The sequence below is a fragment of the Streptomyces olivochromogenes genome (assembly GCF_021538895.1).
Taxonomy (GTDB): domain Bacteria; phylum Actinomycetota; class Actinomycetes; order Streptomycetales; family Streptomycetaceae; genus Streptomyces; species Streptomyces olivochromogenes_A.
This window is the reverse complement of record NZ_JADDRL010000002.1, coordinates 21,851-37,449: the sequence shown is the minus strand read 5'-3', so window position 1 is coordinate 37,449 and position 15,599 is coordinate 21,851. Positions and strand designations below refer to the sequence as shown.

General features: G+C 70.6%; 16 protein-coding genes. 8 read left to right on the top strand and 8 right to left on the bottom strand.

Going from position 1 to position 15,599, the window contains the following annotated elements:
• The first annotated feature begins 28 nt into the window (after window positions 1–28).
• From IPZ69_RS01265 to rplI, 3 genes are read left to right on the top strand one after another with little or no spacing between them, the layout of a single operon-like run.
• A complete protein-coding gene (locus IPZ69_RS01265) occupies window positions 29–637 on the top strand; it encodes a single-stranded DNA-binding protein (RefSeq protein WP_235451731.1) in 609 nt (202 codons plus the stop codon).
• 57 nt (window positions 638–694) lie between these two features.
• On the top strand, window positions 695–931 hold the full coding sequence (gene rpsR, locus IPZ69_RS01260; protein WP_003949403.1) for a 30S ribosomal protein S18: 237 nt from the start codon (window positions 695–697) through the stop codon (window positions 929–931).
• An 18-nt stretch (window positions 932–949) separates the two neighbouring features.
• Window positions 950–1,396: a 50S ribosomal protein L9 gene (gene rplI / locus IPZ69_RS01255; protein WP_235451730.1), complete on the top strand. Its 447-nt coding sequence runs from the start codon at window positions 950–952 to the stop codon at window positions 1,394–1,396.
• A gap of 160 nt (window positions 1,397–1,556) precedes the next feature.
• On the opposite strand, the gene IPZ69_RS01250 is transcribed toward rplI, so the two are convergent.
• Window positions 1,557–2,894: an MATE family efflux transporter gene (locus IPZ69_RS01250; RefSeq protein WP_235451729.1), complete on the bottom strand. Its 1,338-nt coding sequence runs from the start codon at window positions 2,892–2,894 to the stop codon at window positions 1,557–1,559.
• 460 nt (window positions 2,895–3,354) lie between these two features.
• Between IPZ69_RS01250 and dnaB the strand changes: the two genes are divergently transcribed.
• Complete coding sequence (dnaB, locus tag IPZ69_RS01245) at window positions 3,355–4,830, top strand: replicative DNA helicase (RefSeq protein WP_235451728.1); 1,476 nt, start codon at window positions 3,355–3,357, stop codon at window positions 4,828–4,830.
• A gap of 107 nt (window positions 4,831–4,937) precedes the next feature.
• The gene (locus tag IPZ69_RS01240; protein ID WP_235451727.1) at window positions 4,938–6,323 is read left to right on the top strand and encodes a serine hydrolase domain-containing protein; all 1,386 of its coding nucleotides are present in this window, start codon (window positions 4,938–4,940) and stop codon (window positions 6,321–6,323) included.
• 57 nt (window positions 6,324–6,380) lie between these two features.
• Here IPZ69_RS01240 and IPZ69_RS01235 read toward each other — a convergent pair whose 3' ends face one another.
• Both IPZ69_RS01235 and IPZ69_RS01230 read right to left on the bottom strand, forming a co-directional pair.
• Window positions 6,381–6,833 (bottom strand): GNAT family N-acetyltransferase, encoded by a 453-nt coding sequence (locus IPZ69_RS01235; RefSeq protein ID WP_235451726.1) that lies wholly within the window; start codon window positions 6,831–6,833, stop codon window positions 6,381–6,383.
• A 9-nt stretch (window positions 6,834–6,842) separates the two neighbouring features.
• The gene (locus tag IPZ69_RS01230) at window positions 6,843–7,301 is read right to left on the bottom strand and encodes a MarR family winged helix-turn-helix transcriptional regulator (RefSeq protein WP_235451725.1); all 459 of its coding nucleotides are present in this window, start codon (window positions 7,299–7,301) and stop codon (window positions 6,843–6,845) included.
• Between the two features lie 141 nt (window positions 7,302–7,442).
• Here IPZ69_RS01230 and IPZ69_RS01225 point away from each other — a divergent pair, with 141 nt between their 5' ends.
• Together IPZ69_RS01225 and IPZ69_RS01220 are read left to right on the top strand one after the other, a co-directional pair.
• A complete protein-coding gene (locus IPZ69_RS01225; RefSeq protein WP_235451724.1) occupies window positions 7,443–8,651 on the top strand; it encodes an MFS transporter in 1,209 nt (402 codons plus the stop codon).
• A 130-nt stretch (window positions 8,652–8,781) separates the two neighbouring features.
• Window positions 8,782–9,204 carry a GlcG/HbpS family heme-binding protein gene (locus tag IPZ69_RS01220; RefSeq protein WP_235451723.1) on the top strand — a complete coding sequence of 141 codons (423 nt, stop codon included), beginning with the start codon at window positions 8,782–8,784 and terminating at the stop codon, window positions 9,202–9,204.
• Window positions 9,205–9,319: 115 nt separating this feature from the next.
• Here IPZ69_RS01220 and IPZ69_RS01215 read toward each other — a convergent pair whose 3' ends face one another.
• Window positions 9,320–10,186, bottom strand: coding sequence for a GNAT family N-acetyltransferase (locus IPZ69_RS01215; RefSeq protein ID WP_235451722.1), 867 nt, complete (start codon window positions 10,184–10,186; stop codon window positions 9,320–9,322).
• Between the two features lie 577 nt (window positions 10,187–10,763).
• Between IPZ69_RS01215 and IPZ69_RS01210 the strand changes: the two genes are divergently transcribed.
• The gene (locus tag IPZ69_RS01210) at window positions 10,764–12,227 is read left to right on the top strand and encodes a globin domain-containing protein (RefSeq protein WP_235451721.1); all 1,464 of its coding nucleotides are present in this window, start codon (window positions 10,764–10,766) and stop codon (window positions 12,225–12,227) included.
• A gap of 4 nt (window positions 12,228–12,231) precedes the next feature.
• Here the strand turns inward: IPZ69_RS01210 and IPZ69_RS01205 are convergent, their stop codons facing one another.
• From IPZ69_RS01205 to IPZ69_RS01190, 4 genes are all read right to left on the bottom strand, one after another.
• The gene (locus tag IPZ69_RS01205; RefSeq protein ID WP_235451720.1) at window positions 12,232–12,714 is read right to left on the bottom strand and encodes an NUDIX domain-containing protein; all 483 of its coding nucleotides are present in this window, start codon (window positions 12,712–12,714) and stop codon (window positions 12,232–12,234) included.
• Window positions 12,715–12,803: 89 nt separating this feature from the next.
• Window positions 12,804–13,703: a LysR family transcriptional regulator gene (locus tag IPZ69_RS01200; protein ID WP_235451719.1), complete on the bottom strand. Its 900-nt coding sequence runs from the start codon at window positions 13,701–13,703 to the stop codon at window positions 12,804–12,806.
• 226 nt (window positions 13,704–13,929) lie between these two features.
• Complete coding sequence (locus IPZ69_RS01195; protein WP_235451718.1) at window positions 13,930–15,111, bottom strand: cystathionine gamma-lyase; 1,182 nt, start codon at window positions 15,109–15,111, stop codon at window positions 13,930–13,932.
• On the bottom strand, window positions 15,108–15,599 hold the full coding sequence (locus IPZ69_RS01190; RefSeq protein WP_235451717.1) for a low molecular weight protein-tyrosine-phosphatase: 492 nt from the start codon (window positions 15,597–15,599) through the stop codon (window positions 15,108–15,110). Before IPZ69_RS01190 ends, IPZ69_RS01195 begins: the two co-directional genes overlap by 4 nt.

Below are 15,599 nucleotides of genomic sequence, written 5' to 3'. Positions count from 1 at the left end.
AGCAGCAAACCCGCCGAGAGGTTCCCCCATGGCAGGCGAGACCGTCATCACGGTCGTCGGCAATCTTGTCGACGACCCCGAGCTGCGCTTCACCCCGTCCGGTGCGGCGGTCGCGAAGTTCCGCGTCGCGTCCACTCCCCGCACCTTCGACCGCCAGACGAACGAGTGGAAGGACGGCGAGAGCCTCTTCCTCACCTGCTCGGTCTGGCGTCAGGCGGCGGAGAACGTCGCCGAGTCGCTCCAGCGAGGCATGCGCGTCATCGTGCAGGGCCGGCTGAAGCAGCGGTCCTACGAGGACCGCGAGGGCGTCAAGCGCACGGTCTACGAACTGGACGTCGAGGAAGTCGGCGCCAGCCTGCGCAACGCCACGGCCAAGGTCACCAAGACCGCCGGTGGTGGCGCTCGCGGTGGCCAGGGCGGTTACGGCGGCGGTGGCGGCGGCCAGCAGGGCGGCGGCTGGGGCGGCGGCTCCGGTGGCGGCCAGCAGGGCGGCGGCGCTCCGGCCGACGACCCGTGGGCGACCGGCGCTCCCGCCGGCGGCGGCCAGCAGGGCGCCGGCCAGCAGGGCGGCGGCTGGGGCGGTGGCTCCGGCGGCGGCGGTGGCGGTGGCGGCTACTCGGACGAGCCCCCCTTCTAGGTCTTCGGACCGGGGGCGGGGCATACCCAAACTTCTTGATCACACAGGAGAAACACCATGGCGAAGCCGCCTGTGCGCAAGCCGAAGAAGAAGGTCTGCGCTTTCTGCAAGGACAAGGTCACGTACGTGGACTACAAGGACACGAACATGCTGCGGAAGTTCATTTCCGACCGCGGCAAGATCCGTGCCCGCCGCGTGACCGGCAACTGCACGCAGCACCAGCGTGACGTCGCCACGGCCGTCAAGAACAGCCGTGAGATGGCGCTGCTGCCCTACACGTCCACCGCGCGATAAGGGAAGGGTGACCGACACATGAAGATCATCCTCACCCACGAGGTCTCTGGCCTCGGTGCCGCTGGCGACGTCGTTGACGTCAAGGACGGTTACGCTCGCAACTACCTGATCCCGCGGAAGTTCGCTATCCGCTGGACCAAGGGTGGCGAGAAGGACGTCGAGCAGATCCGTCGTGCTCGCAAGATCCACGAGATTCAGACCATCGAGCAGGCCAACGTTGTGAAGGCCCAGCTCGAAGGTGTGAAGGTCCGCCTGGCCGTCCGCTCGGGCGACTCCGGCCGTCTCTTCGGTTCCGTCACCCCGGCCGACGTCGCCTCCGCGATCAAGGCTTCCGGTGGCCCCGAGGTCGACAAGCGCCGCATCGAGCTCGGCTCGCCGATCAAGACCCTGGGCGCCCACGAGACGTCCGTGCGTCTGCACCCCGAGGTTGCCGCCAAGGTCAGCATCGAGGTCGTCGCGGCCTGATCGCTGCGCTCTGCTTGAGCAGTTGCAAGGGGGCCGCACCCTTCCCGGGTGCGGCCCCCTTCGCATGACTGCAGACGGTTGCGGAGTGCGTGGCTGGCGGCTGTGCAGCGAGCCTGTTTCACGTGAAACGGGACGGCCGGCGGTGTTTCACGTGAAACGATCAGCGGGTCGCGCCGGTCACGATCCAGCGGCCTGAGCGTGCGCGCAGCCAGAGCGTGAGCATCCGCACGGTCATCATCAGCGTCATGGCGGCCCAGAGAGCGGTGAGTCCACCGCCGAGGGCGGGGACGAGGAGCGCCACCGGAGCGAAGACCGCGAGCGTCACCAGCATGGCCCCCGCGAGATACGGCCCGTCTCCCGCGCCCATGAGGACGCCGTCGAGGACGAAGACCACACCGCAGATCGGCTGGGAGAGCGCCACCATGAGCAGCGCGGGCACCGCGGCGCCCTTCACCACGGAGTCACTGGTGAACAGAGGCAGAAAGACCGGGCGGGAGGCGATCACCAGCAGCCCGAGGAGCACGCCCACGGCCATGCCCCACTGGACCATGCGCCGGCAGGCGTCGCGGGCGCCCTGGGCATCGTCCGCGCCGAGGTAGCGCCCGATGATGGCCTGGCCGGCGATGGCGATGGCGTCGAGGGCGAAGGCCAGCAGGCTCCACAGGGACAGGATGATCTGGTGGGCGGCGATGTCGGCGTCTCCGAGGCGCGCCGCGACGCCCGTGGCGATCATGAGGATCGCCCGCAGCGAGAGCGTGCGTACCAGCAGCGGGACGCCGGCTTGTGCGGAGGACCGTATCCCGGCGGCATCGGGACGCAGCGAGGCCCCGTGTTCCCGGGCTCCCCGGACCACCACGGCGAGATAGACCGCCGCCATGCCGCACTGGGCGATGACCGTGCCCCAGGCGGAGCCGGCGATGCCGAGACCGGCACCGTAGACGAGCCCCACGTTGAGGACGGCGTTGGCGACGAAGCCGGCCACGGCGACATACAGCGGAGTCCTGGTGTTCTGGAGCCCGCGCAGTACACCGGTCGCGGCGAGCACGACCAGCATCGCCGGGATGCCCAGGGACGAGATGCGCAGATAGGTCGTGGCGTACGGGGCCGCGGTGTGCGAGGCGCCGAAGAGAGCGACGAGGTGTGGCGCCAGGGGCAGGACGTCAACGATGACGGCGGCGCCGAGTAGCAGCGCCAGCCAGATGCCGTCCATGCCCTGGCGGATGGCTGCTGGGAGGTCACCGGCGCCTACGCGCCGGGCCACGGCGGCCGTCGTGGCGTAGGCGAGGAAGACGAAGACGCTCACCGCGGTCGTCAGGAGGGCCGAGGCCACACCTAGGCCGGCGAGCTGGGCCGTGCCGAGATGGCCGACGATCGCACTGTCGGCCATGACGAACAGGGGCTCGGCGACGAGTGCGCCGAAGGCCGGGACGGCCAGTGCGACGATCTCGCGGTCGTGCTGTCTGGGGGTGGCCTTGGGGATCACGGGAGCCTGTGGCATGAGCACTAATCTAATCGTCCACAGGTAAGAGGTGCAAACCGCCTCTGCTCCTTACTCTCGGTCGTCTGCCGCGCGGGCTCGCGCGCCGTTCGACGTGATCTTGGTCCGACTGGGGAAGTTTTTCTTCTGCACAGCCGGTGGACGATGAAAGCCCAGGTCAGAGCGATCCGAAGGCGAGTGTCGAGGGCTTGTTCACAGGGCTGTCCACCGGGTCGTGCACAGGTTTTGCCAGGTTCTCCACAGCATCCGGGCCGTCGTCCACATGGCCTGTGGATAACCAGATTGGCTGACGCCTCCGAGGGGCCTACCGTGGTCCGGCGCCCGCTCCTTGTGTCGGCCTCGGAAACGTCACACAACTGACGTGCAAGAACCGGAGTTGGGCCTCTCAATTTGTCAGTGCCGTGCCGTAGAAAAGAGGGGCACGGCGAGGTCCGCTCGGCGGACGGGAGGGGGTTGCTCGGTGAGCATTTCCGAGCCCTTGGACGACCCGTGGGCCGACAACGGACCCAGTGATCGTCTGCCGTCCTCCCGCCGGGGCGGGGACTTCGGACGCCGTGGCGAACAGCACGACCGGGGCCGGGAGAACGGGGACTGGGACGGCGGAGGTTCGTCCTTCGAGCGGGTTCCCCCACAGGACCTGGACGCCGAGCAGTCCGTGCTCGGCGGCATGCTGCTCTCCAAGGACGCGATCGCCGACGTCGTCGAGGTCCTCAAGGGGCACGACTTCTACAAGCCCGCCCACGAGACGATCTACCAGGCGATCCTCGACGTCTACGCCAAGGGCGAGCCGGCCGACCCCATCACGATCGCCGCCGAGCTCACCAAGCGCGGCGAGATCAACAAGGTCGGCGGAGCCTCGTATCTGCACACGCTCGTCCAGACCGTGCCGACGGCGGCGAACGCCGAGTACTACGCGGAGATCGTCCACGAACGGGCCGTCCTGCGCCGCCTGGTGGAAGCCGGCACCCGCATCACCCAGATGGGATACGCGGCCGACGGCGATGTCGACGAGATCGTCAACAGTGCCCAGGCCGAGATCTACGCCGTCACCGAGCAGCGCACCAGCGAGGACTACCTGCCGCTCGGCGACATCATGGAGGGCGCCCTCGACGAGATCGAGGCGATCGGCTCGCGCAGCGGGGAGATGACGGGTGTGCCCACGGGCTTCACCGACTTCGACTCCCTCACCAACGGCCTGCACCCGGGCCAGATGATCGTCATCGCGGCGCGTCCCGCCATGGGTAAGTCCACGCTGGCGCTGGACTTCGCGCGGGCGGCCTCCATCAAGAACAACCTGCCGAGTGTCATCTTCTCGCTCGAAATGGGCCGCAACGAGATTGCGATGCGTCTGCTGTCCGCCGAGGCCCGCGTCGCCCTGCACCACATGCGCTCCGGCACGATGACCGACGAGGACTGGACCCGGCTCGCCCGCCGGATGCCCGACGTCTCGGCCGCCCCGCTCTACATCGACGACTCCCCGAACCTGTCGATGATGGAGATCCGCGCCAAGTGCCGCCGCCTCAAGCAGCGCAACGACCTCAAGCTCGTCGTGATCGACTACCTCCAGCTGATGCAGAGCGGCGGTTCCAAGCGCGCCGAGAGCCGTCAGCAGGAGGTCTCGGACATGTCCCGTAACCTGAAGCTGCTCGCCAAGGAGCTGGAGGTCCCGGTCATCGCGCTCTCGCAGCTGAACCGTGGCCCCGAACAGCGCACCGACAAGAAGCCGATGGTCTCCGACCTGCGTGAGTCCGGCTCCATCGAGCAGGACGCCGACATGGTCATCCTGCTGCACCGCGAGGACGCGTACGAGAAGGAGTCCCCGCGCGCGGGCGAGGCCGACCTGATCGTCGCCAAGCACCGTAACGGCCCGACCGCGACGATCACGGTGGCCTTCCAGGGCCACTACTCACGCTTCGTGGACATGGCGCAGACCTGATCCGCGCGCCCCGGTCCCGTCCCGGGGAAAGTCGGGCCCCCGCAGGAAAGTCCCGCCCCGGGGGAAATGAGCTCGACGCATGCCGTCCCACCCGGTGGACTGGGGCCATGACGACATCGCAAGAAGAGCTGCTCCCCGCCACGCGGCGGGCCCTGTTGCATCGCATCGCCGTGGCGCAGGCCGAGGGGCGGGCGCCGTCGCTGGTCGCGGCCGTCGTGCGGGACGGGCGGGCCGTGTGGCACGGGGCGCGGACCTCGGTGGAGGGGCACGGCCCGGACGAGAACGTGCAGTACAGGATCGGGTCGATCACCAAGACCTTCACCGCCGTCCTCGTGCTGCGGCTGCGCGACGAGGGAGTGCTCGACCTCGCCGACCCCTTGGAGAAGCATCTGCCGGGCACCGGTGCGGGGGAGGCCACCGTCGCCGAGCTGCTGGCGCACACGAGCGGGCTGGCGGCGGAGTCGCCCGGGCCGTGGTGGGAGCGCACTCCGGGGTCGCTGCGTCCTGAGCTCTCCGACGTCCTCGGTGAGAAGCCCTTCCTGCACCCCGTCGGCCGGCGCCACCACTATTCGAACCCCGGGTTCACGTTGCTGGGTGCGCTGGTCGAGGAGCTCAGGGGCGCGCCCTGGGAGGAGGTCCTGCAGCGCGAGGTGCTCGAACCGCTGGGCCTGAGCCGTACGAGCGCGCAGCCCCGTGCTCCGCATGCGGGCGGCTGGGCCGTGCATCCGTGGGCCGATGTCATGCAGCCCGAGCCCGCCGAGGATCTGGGGAGGATGGCCCCCGCCGGTCAGCTCTGGTCCACCACGGGGGACTTGGCGCGGTTCGCCGTCTTCCTGGCCAAGGGTGACGACCGCGTGCTGAGCGCCGAGTCCGTGCGGGAGATGCGGACGCCCGCCGCTCCGGCCGAGGCCGCGGATGTGGTGGACGGTGTCTCGTACGGGCTCGGTATGCAGATCCAGCACCGGAACGGGCGGCTGCTCGTGGGGCATTCGGGGTCGCTGCCGGGCTTCCTGGCGAATCTCACCATCAGTGTGGCGGACGACGTCGCGGCCGTGGTCCTGGCCAACTGCACCTCGGGGCCGCCGCTGTCCGTCGTCGGCGCGGATCTCGTCCGCATCGTCGCCGAGGCCGAGCCGCGGATTCCGGAGCCGTGGCGGCCACTGTCCGATGCCGATCCGTCCGTAGTGGAGTTGGCGGGGCAGTGGTACTGGGGGACGTACGCCTTCGGGCTGCGGGTGACGGCAGACGGGCTCATCTCCCTGGGGCCGCTGTCCGGCAACGGGCGCAGCTCGCGTTTCCGGGCCAACGGTGACGGCACCTGGACGGGGCTGGAGGGCTACTACGCCGGAGAGCTCCTGCGGGCCGTACGGCGGCCGGACGGGACCGTGAGCCACCTCGACCTCGGGTCGTTCGTGTTCACGCGTCAGCCGTACGAGGAGGGCGCCCCGGTGCCGGGCGGCGTGGACCCGCAGGGGTGGCGCGGGATCGGCTAGCGGATCCGCATCAGGGAGCGGCATGTTTCACGTGAAACACGCCGCTCCTCTCTGTTGTCAGAGCTGGAGCTTGAAGCCCGCGTGTGAGGCGGTGAAGCCGAGCCGCTCATAGAAGCGGTGGGCGTCGGTGCGCGTGTTGTCGGAGGTCAGCTGGACCAACTGGCAGCCCTGGCGCCGGGATTCCTGGATCGCCCACTCGATGAGCTGGGTGCCCAGGCCGCTGCCGCGCTCGTCCGCGTGGATGCGGACACCCTCGATGATCGACCGGGTGGCGCCGCGCCGCGACAGCCCGGGAATGACCGTGAGCTGGAGCGTGCCGGCGACGCGGCCCTCGCGGACGGCGACGACCAGATGCTGGTTCGGATCGGCGCTGAGCCGTTCCAGGGCGGTCAGGTACGGAGTCAGGTCGTCCGGCGACTCGCGCTGTGCGCCCAGGGGGTCGTCGGCGAGCATGCCGACGACAGCGGGGATGTCGTCGGCGACGGCGGGGCGTATGTCGAGGTCTCCCATGCCCGCACTCTAGGCGGGGACGTGGAGCGACTCCACGACCCGGACCAGTGGGGCGAGTTCGGGGTTCTTGGCCGCCTCGTCGAGGGCCTCGCGCAGGGCGGCGTCATTGGTGGGACGCGCCTCGCCGAGCAGTTGGAGGCCCGCCTCGGTGACGTTCGTGTAGATGCCGCGGCGGTCGGTGGGGCACAGGTAGCGCTCCAGGAGGCCGCGGTCCTCAAGGCGGGTCACCAGTCGGGTGGTGGCGCTCTGGCTGAGGACGACCGCGTCGGCGACCTGCTTCATCTGCAGATGGCCGCCCTCGCCGTCGTGCTGCCGGCTGAGCACGTCCAGCAGGGAGTACTCGCGCACGCTCAGGTCGTGCTTCGTCTGCAGGGCCCGCTCGATGTGGGCCTCGATCCTCCCGTGCAGCAGGGAGAGGGCGCACCAGCCCTGGGCGAGGGCGGTGAGCGCGGGGTCCGTCGCTGTCATTGGCGTTTCCTCCGTCCCGGGGCGGCTGTGACCAGGATAGGGCAACACCGCAATAGCCCGCATTTGCCTATAGCCCGCGTCTGCAATTATTGTGGACGGAGGCAAAGCGCTCGTGCAATCTTCTGGGAAGGTGTACCCCACATGCCTCTCGCGCTCCTGGCCCTCGCGATCGGGGCCTTCGGCATCGGAACGACCGAATTCGTGATCATGGGTTTGCTGCCCGAGGTCGCGGGTGACTTCGGCGTCTCCATCCCGACCGCGGGCCTGCTCGTGACCGGCTACGCGCTCGGCGTGGTGATCGGCGCTCCGCTGATGACCGTGCTCGGCACCAAGGTCTCGCGCAAGCGGATGCTGATGCTGCTGATGGGCCTGTTCATCGCCGGAAACCTGCTCTCCGCCGTCGCCCCCGCCTTCGCGATCATGCTCCTCGGACGTGTGATCGCCTCCCTCGCCCACGGCGCCTTCTTCGGCATCGGCTCGGTCGTCGCCGCCGAACTGGTCGCCCCGGACAAGAAGGCCGGAGCCATCGCGATGATGTTCACCGGCCTGACCGTCGCCAACGTCGTCGGTGTCCCGCTGGGCACGCTCGTCGGGCAGCACGTCGGCTGGCGCGTGACCTTCGGCATCGTCGCCGCCCTCGGCGTGGTCGGCCTCGCGGGCATCGCCAAGCTGGTCCCCGAGCTGCCCCGGGCCGAGGGCGTGCACCTGCGCCACGAGCTGGCCGCCTTCAAGAACGCGCAGGTCCTGCTCGCCATGGCGATGACCGTCCTCGGCTTCGGCGGCGTCTTCGCGGCCATCACCTACATCGCGCCGATGATGACCCACGTCGCCGGCTACGCCGACGGCTCCGTCACCTGGCTGCTGGTCCTCTTCGGCCTCGGCATGGTCGGCGGGAACCTCGTCGGCGGCCGGTTCGCCGACCGCGCCCTGATGCCCATGCTGTACGTCTCCCTGGGCGCCCTCGCCGTCGTGCTCGCGCTCTTCACGCTCACCGCGCACAACAAGATCGCGGCAGCGGTGACCATCGCCCTGATCGGCGCCCTGGGCTTCGCGACCGTCCCGCCGCTGCAAAAGCGCGTCCTCGATCAGGCGCACGGCGCTCCCACCCTGGCGTCGGCCGTGAACATCGGCGCCTTCAACCTGGGCAACGCGCTCTCCGCCTGGCTCGGCGGCATCGTGATCGCCGCGGGCCTCGGCTACACCGCCCCCAACTGGGTGGGCGCCGCCCTCGCCGCCGCCGCCCTCGTCCTTGCCGTCCTCTCGGCCGCCCTGGAGCGCCGCGCCACCCTCCCCAGCGCCGTGGTGGCAGGCGGGGCGCCCACCGAGCCGCGGACGGCCGTCCACCGCTGAGTCACGCCGTCTCCGGCCGCTGTGCGGCTGCCCCGACCACTCCGCCTCGCCCCCCGACCACTACGCCCCCGCCTCACCCAGCACGCCCGCTGCCGGACCGCCCGGCGGCACAGAAGGAGACCTGCCCCGCATGAGCACCACCACCGCTGTCGCCCCGCTCACCACCCAGGACGCCGAGATCCTCGTCACCGCGGCCCGCCGCGCGGCGGAGGCCGCCGGGGTCACCGTCAGCGTCACCGTCCTGGACGCGGGCGGCCATCTGCTCGCCTTCCGGCGGGACGACCGGGCCGTGCTGATCTCGGGGGAGACCAGCACCCGCAAGGCCTACACCGCACTCCAGCTGAATGCCCCCACCGCCGACCTCGTCGACGCCGTCCAGCCCGGCGGCCTCTTCCACACCCTGCCCACCGCGCTCGACCGGCCGCTGCTGTTCATCGCGGGCGGTATCCCGGTCCACCGTGACGGCCGGCTGATCGGCGCGATCGGGGTCGGCGGCGGCGCTCCGGAGCAGGACCACGGCTTCGCTCTCGCCGCCGTGGAGACGCTCGCCTGAGCCGACGTGACGTCAGCGACAAGGCCGGCCCCGCCGCAGCGGGAGCCGGCCTTCGTCGTGGGGAGCCCGCGGGTCAACGCCCCCGCACAGGGCTGGTGACCGCCCGGCAGGCTCCTCAGGCCGCTGCCACGGTCACCGGGGCGAACCGCCGGGTCCAGTCGCCGGGCAGCTCGGTGACGCCGTACGTCATCACGGCGTTGCTGCCCACGGATGCCAGGCCCCGCTCCTTCGCCCAGGCCAGCAGTTCCTCGTGGCGTACATCGATGTCGGTGCGCAGCCGGCGGTCGGTGTGGGCGGCGAGCGAGGCGATGAGTGCCTGTGCGGTCTCGGTGTCCCGCGCGATCAGCGGCCCGACCACATGGGTGTCCATGTTGGGCCAGGCGGCCGCGTACCCGGTGATCCGGCCGTTCTCCTCGGCGACGCGCAGCTGGTCGGCGAAGGCGGGCAGCCGCGTGACGATGTGCGTGCGATCGGTGCCGAACACCTCCTCGTCGAGCCGCAGGATCGAGCCGAGGTCCTCGGCCGTGGCCGCGCGCGTCCCTGTCCGGGGCTCCGGCCCTCCCGGGCTGAAGTGGCCGCGGACCATCTCGGCCCGGCCGGTGACCTTGAAGCCGAGCTCCTCGTACAGCGGGCGGCCGTACGGCGTGGCGTGCAGCGTCAGCGGCGTGGTCCCCATGTCGGCGACGACGTGGCGCATCAGCCGCCGTCCGATGCCCCGGCGGGCGTGTTGCTCGGCGACCAGGACCATGCCGATGGCGCCCAGAGCCGGACGGTCCCGTCGGCCGTACTCCGTAACGACACAGGCGGCGACGAGGCCGCCGTCGGGATCGTCGATGCCGTAGCCCTTCCCGGCCGTGAGGAGGAAGCCCCACTTGTGTTCCTCGCGCGGCCACCCCCGATCCTCTGACAAGTCGGCGCAGGCGGTGCGATCGCGAGGCGTCAGACGGCGAATGGGCAGAGCAGCGAGGGAAGGAGTCGGCACGCAGGTCAGGCTGTCCGACCAGCACCCATGGCGTCCACCTGTTTCAGGGCAGACGTACGTGCTTTTGGCCATGTCGTGGCCATCCGTACAGCGGATGGACGGGTGCAGGTTGTTTCACGTGAAACATCCGAGTCCCCGCGCCCGACAGTGAAGACGGTGGCACTCGTTCACCCGGTTCCGTTGATCCGGGGGAGTTCTCGACTCCGCGGCCGGCTGTCGGTGAAGTGGCTTACGGCGCCGGGCAATTGAAGGAGTTGGCGGTTCGCGTTTCGTACCACTCGTGGGGGAGCAAGGGGGGACTTGTGCGCACGGCGTCGGCCGGTAGGGTCGACTCCGGTTCACGTCCGGGGTGAGGCGCAGATGCCCCGTGCGTGCTGAGAACAGGGCAATGCGGCCTGACGGGACGGAGTGATCGAAGACCCGAATTTCCGGGTATGCGGCCGGGGCACACCTTCAGGGTGCGATGCTGCGGGGTGAGTGCGGCCCGATGGGCCGTCAGCCGGAACGGGAACGTCAAGCCGTCAGCGGGGGAAAGCAGGCACTCTCCGATCCAGGAGGTGCGCAGACCGACCGAAAGATGTTCGAGGCGAGGCACACCATGGACGCTCCGACCACCACGTCGGCGGACAACGGCACGGCCGGCGGGGGAGGCTGGTTCACACCCCGGAAGGTGCCGCCGGACGCGCCGCCGACCAGTGATCGGGAAGCGGCCGAGGAACGCCGTCCGGGCGAGGAGCGAATACCGCCGACCGGCCCCCCAGTCCATGCGCCTGCCGTCGCGCAGGCTCCTCCCGCCACGGGGGCTCCTCCCGCCGCGCCGCCGGCTGCTCCCGCTGCCCCACAGGGAGCCTTTGCCGCCCCGCGGGCCACCCCGCTCCACGAACAGCGGGTGCCTCCCCAGCGCGCCGCCCCCGCCCACGAGGAGGGCTCTCCGGACGCCATCCTCATCCGCCGCACCATGGCCGAGGTCGCTCCCGTCGCCGACAAGGTCACCTCGTACTTCTACGCCCTCCTCTTCGTCCGCTACCCCGATCTGAGGCCCCTCTTCCCGGCCGCGATGGACACCCAGCGGGACCGCTTGCTCAAGGCGCTGCTCACCGCGGCCGAGCACATCGACAACACCCCCGTACTCGTCGACTACCTGCGCAACCTCGGGCGCGGCCACCGCAAGTACGGAACGCGGGCCGAGCACTACCCGGCCGTCGGCGAATGCCTCATCGGCGCCCTCAGCAAGTACGCCTCCGCCGTCTGGAGTGCGGAGATGGAGGCGGCCTGGGTGCGGGCGTACACGACGATGTCGCAGGTGATGATCGACGCGGCGGCCGCGGACGAACTGCGGGCCCCTGCCTGGTGGTACGCGGAGGTCGTCACCCATGACCTCAGGACGCCGGACGTCGCGGTCCTCACCGTCCGCCCCGATCAGCCCTATCCCTTTCTTGCCGGGCAGTACACGAGCGTGGAGACGCCCTGGTGGCCGCGGATCTGGCGGCACTACTCCTTCGCCTCCACGCCCCGCTCCGACGGGCTGCTGACGTTCCATGTGAAGGCCGTTCCGGCGGGCTGGGTCTCCAACGCGCTGGTGCACCGCGCCCGCCCGGGTGACGTCATCCGTCTCGGCCCGCCATCCGGTTCGATGACCGTCGACCACAGCACCGACAGCGGACTGCTCTGCCTGGGCGGCGGTACCGGCATCGCCCCCATCAAGGCGCTGGTCGAGGACGTGGCCGAGCACGGCGAACGCCGCCAGGTCGAGGTGTTCTACGGCGCCCGCACCGACCACGACCTCTACGACATCGACACGATGCTCCGGCTCCAGCAGTCGCATCCCTGGCTCTCGGTGCGCGCGATCATCGACCAGCAGGCGCACCTCCAGCTCCCGGACGCGGTACGCGCGTACGGCCCGTGGAACGAGTACGACGCCTTTGTCTCCGGCCCGCCCGGGATGATCCGCAGCGGTGTCGACGTCCTGCGGGACGTCGGCATCCCGTCGCACCGCATACGGCACGACTCGGTCGAGGAACTGGTCGTCGTCGGGGAGTGAGCGGTCAGCCGAGGTCGGGGGCGTGCATGGCGCGTACCCCCTCGATGTTGCCGTCCAGGTAGTGCCGCAGCGACAGGGGCACGAGGTGGACGGAGGCGATGCCGACCCGGGTGAACGGCACACGGACGATCTCGTACTCGCCTGCGGGCTCGTCGACTTCGGGACCGTGGCGCAGGGACGGGTCCATGGACTCCAGCCGGCAGACGAAGAAGTGCTGCACCTTCACGCCGGTCGCGCCGCCGTCCTCACCGATGTGCTCCACGGTGTCCACGAAGCAGGGCACCACATCGGTGATCTTGGCGCCGAGTTCCTCGTGCACCTCGCGGTGCAGGGCATCGACGACGGTCGTGTCCTCCGGGTCGACTCCGCCACCGGGCGTGACCCAGTAGGGATCGACACCGGGCTTGGTGCGCTTGATCAGAATCAGGTCGTCGCCGTCCAGGAGAACGGCGCGTGCGGTGCGCTTGACCACGGGTCGGACGGTCATGGATGAAATGTGGCCCGGCTGGTTCCACGTGAAACATCACATAGCGCCACCTGACCACCACATGGGGTGACCTGGCCGATCGGGGGCGCTCAGCACCAGTCCGCGGCCGCCCGTTGGAGCCACTCGTGGGCCCGCGCGATGTGCGGCATGGCCAGCGTGCCGGTGCGCACCACCAGGAAGTACGTCCGCAGCGGCGGCACCGCCGGGTCGTGCAGGGCCATGACGTCGCCGGAGGCGAGGGCTGGAGCGCACAGATAGCGGGGCAGTACCGCCACTCCAGCGCCCGTGATGGCACACGCGAGGACCGCGCGCAGGTCGGGCACGATGACGGTGCCCGAGGCGGCCGGTCGGGAGTCGAACACGGAGGCCCAGTAGCGGGAGACGAAGGGCAGCGACTCGTGGACCTCGACGACGGGGAGGTTCTCCAGGGCGGGCGCGCCCTTGCGGCGCAGCGCCTCGGGGCCGATCTGCTTGGCCCAGCGCGGGGCGGCCACGAGCACATGCTCCTCGTCGCAGAGCGCAGTCGCCGTGAGCAGGGCGCCGCGCGGGCGGGCCGTGCTGATGGCCAGATCATGATGTCCGGCAGCTAGTCCCTCCAGGGTCTCCTCGGCGTTCCCGAAGGAGGCGCGCAACGCGAAGCGGTCGTCGCCGGTGAGTTCCGTGAGGGCGGGCAGGGCGCGTTCGGCGGTGAACTCGGGCGGGCCGGCCAGATGCAGGGTCCGTAGCGAGGAGTCGTCGTCCAGTCCGGTCTCCGCTATCTCCACCAGGGCGTCGAGATGGGGTGCGGCCTTGTGGGCGAGTTCGTCGCCGATGGTCGTGGGCGTCACGCCGCGGGCCTGCCGCAGGAACAGCGGGCGGCCCAGCTGTCTTTCCAGGGTGCGGATCTGGGAGGTGACGGCCGGCTGTGAAAGGCCGAGAAGCGCGGCGGCGCGGGTGAAGGAGCCGGCCCGGTGCACGGTCACGAAGGTCCGCAGCAAGGCCAGATCCATGGTGTGCTCTCCCCTCCCCTGCCCTTCCCCGGCCCTCAGGCAGGGCCCAACTATAAATAAGTCGATAGGTTTCTGTCGCTACAGTGATTGGACACTGACACAGAGTCAACTAGCCTTGTTCGCGCGGTTCTTCGCGCGCGGAACCGGGACGGTCCGAGCCACGAGGGGGGAGGCTCGGACCGTCCGTTATGCGTAGCCGGAGCCCCGGTCGACGTTCGTCATCCGGTCACTCCGCCGACGCGTCGAGCGCGCGGAGCACATCGGCCACGAGGTCCTCGGGATCCTCCGCGCCGACCGACAGCCGGATGAAGCCCTCCGCGACGGCGTCCCCGCCCCAGCGGCCGCGCCGCTCGGCCGTGGAGCGCACCCCGCCGAAGCTCGTCGCGTCGTCCACGAGCCGCACCGCGTCGAGAAAACGCTCGGCACGCGCGCGCGTGGGCAGTGTGAAGGAGACCACGCAGCCGTAGCGCAGCATCTGCCGCGAGGCCGTCCCGTGCGCGGGATCGTCGGGCAGCCCGGGATGGCGCAGCCCGCTCACCTCGGGCCGTTCCCGCAGGGCCTGGGCGAGAACGAGGGCGGTGGCGTTCTGCCGGTCCACCCGCAATTGGAGCGTGGCGAGGGAACGGTGCGCGAGCCACGCCTCCATGGGCCCGGCGATCGCCCCGACGATCTTGCGCCAGCGTCGTACGGCGGCCATGGCCTCGGCGTCGCGACCGGTGACGTATCCCAGGAGGACGTCCCCGTGCCCGGTGAGCTGTTTGGTGCCGCTGGCCACGGAGAAGTCGGCGCCCAGCGCCAGGGGGCGCTGCCCGAGCGGCGTCGCGAGCGTGTTGTCGACGGCGACCAGGGCGCCACCCGCGTGAGCCGCCTCGACGAGCCGCCTGATGTCGCAGACGTCGAGTCCGGGGTTCGACGGCGACTCGATCCACAGCAGCTTCGCCCCGTCGAGCACCTGGAGCTGGGCGTCGCCACCGGTTGGCGCGGTGCGCACCTCGATGCCGAACGCCTCCAGCTGGGCGCGCAGCAGGGGCAGCACCTGGTAGCCGTCGGAGGGCAGCACGACCGCGTCACCGGCGCGCAGCTGCGAGAACAGGACGGAGGCGATGGCAGCCACCCCGGAGGCGAACACCAGCGTCTCGACGCCGTCCTGGCCGGGCGCCTCCAGCTCGCCGATGGCGCGCTCCAGCAGGGTCCAGGTGGGGTTGTCGTCGCGGCCGTACGCGTACGGCCCCGTCACCTCGCCCGGGAGGTGGAAGTGGGCCGCGAACACCGGCCCGGGCAGGGTCGGCTCGTGCTTGACCGGCTCGGGCAGCCCGGCACGCACCGCGCGGGTGCCGTCGCCGATGCCCGGGAGGAAGCCGCTCTCCGTGCCCCTGCCCGCGTCGTCGTCCGCGGCCCAGTCGCTCATGCCGCCCGTCCCTCCAGGTGCTCGCGCACGGCGGCGAGCAGTCCCTCGCTCGCCGCCTCCACCATCTCAAGGCACTCCTGGAAGCCGTCCAGACCGCCGTAGTACGGATCCGGTACGTCGAGGTCGTCGGCCGCCGTGGGGTCGTACGAGCGCAGCAGCCGCACCTTCCGCGCGTCCTCCTCCGTCGGCGCCAGGCGACGCAGCGCCTTGAGGTGGCCGGAGTCGAGGGCGACCACCAGGTCACGGCCGGCGAACCAGGACGCCTGGAACTGCCGTGCCGTGTGGTCGCCGGTGTATCCGTGCTCCTCCAGGACGGCCACGGTGCGCGGATCGGCGCCGTCGCCCTCGTGCCAGCCGCCGGTACCGGCGCTGTCGACCTCGACCAGGTCCTCCAGGCCCGCCTCCGCCACACGCGCGCGGAGGACGGACTCGGCCATCGGGGAGCGGCAGATGTTGCCGGTACAGACGAAGCAGACGCGGTAGGCCAT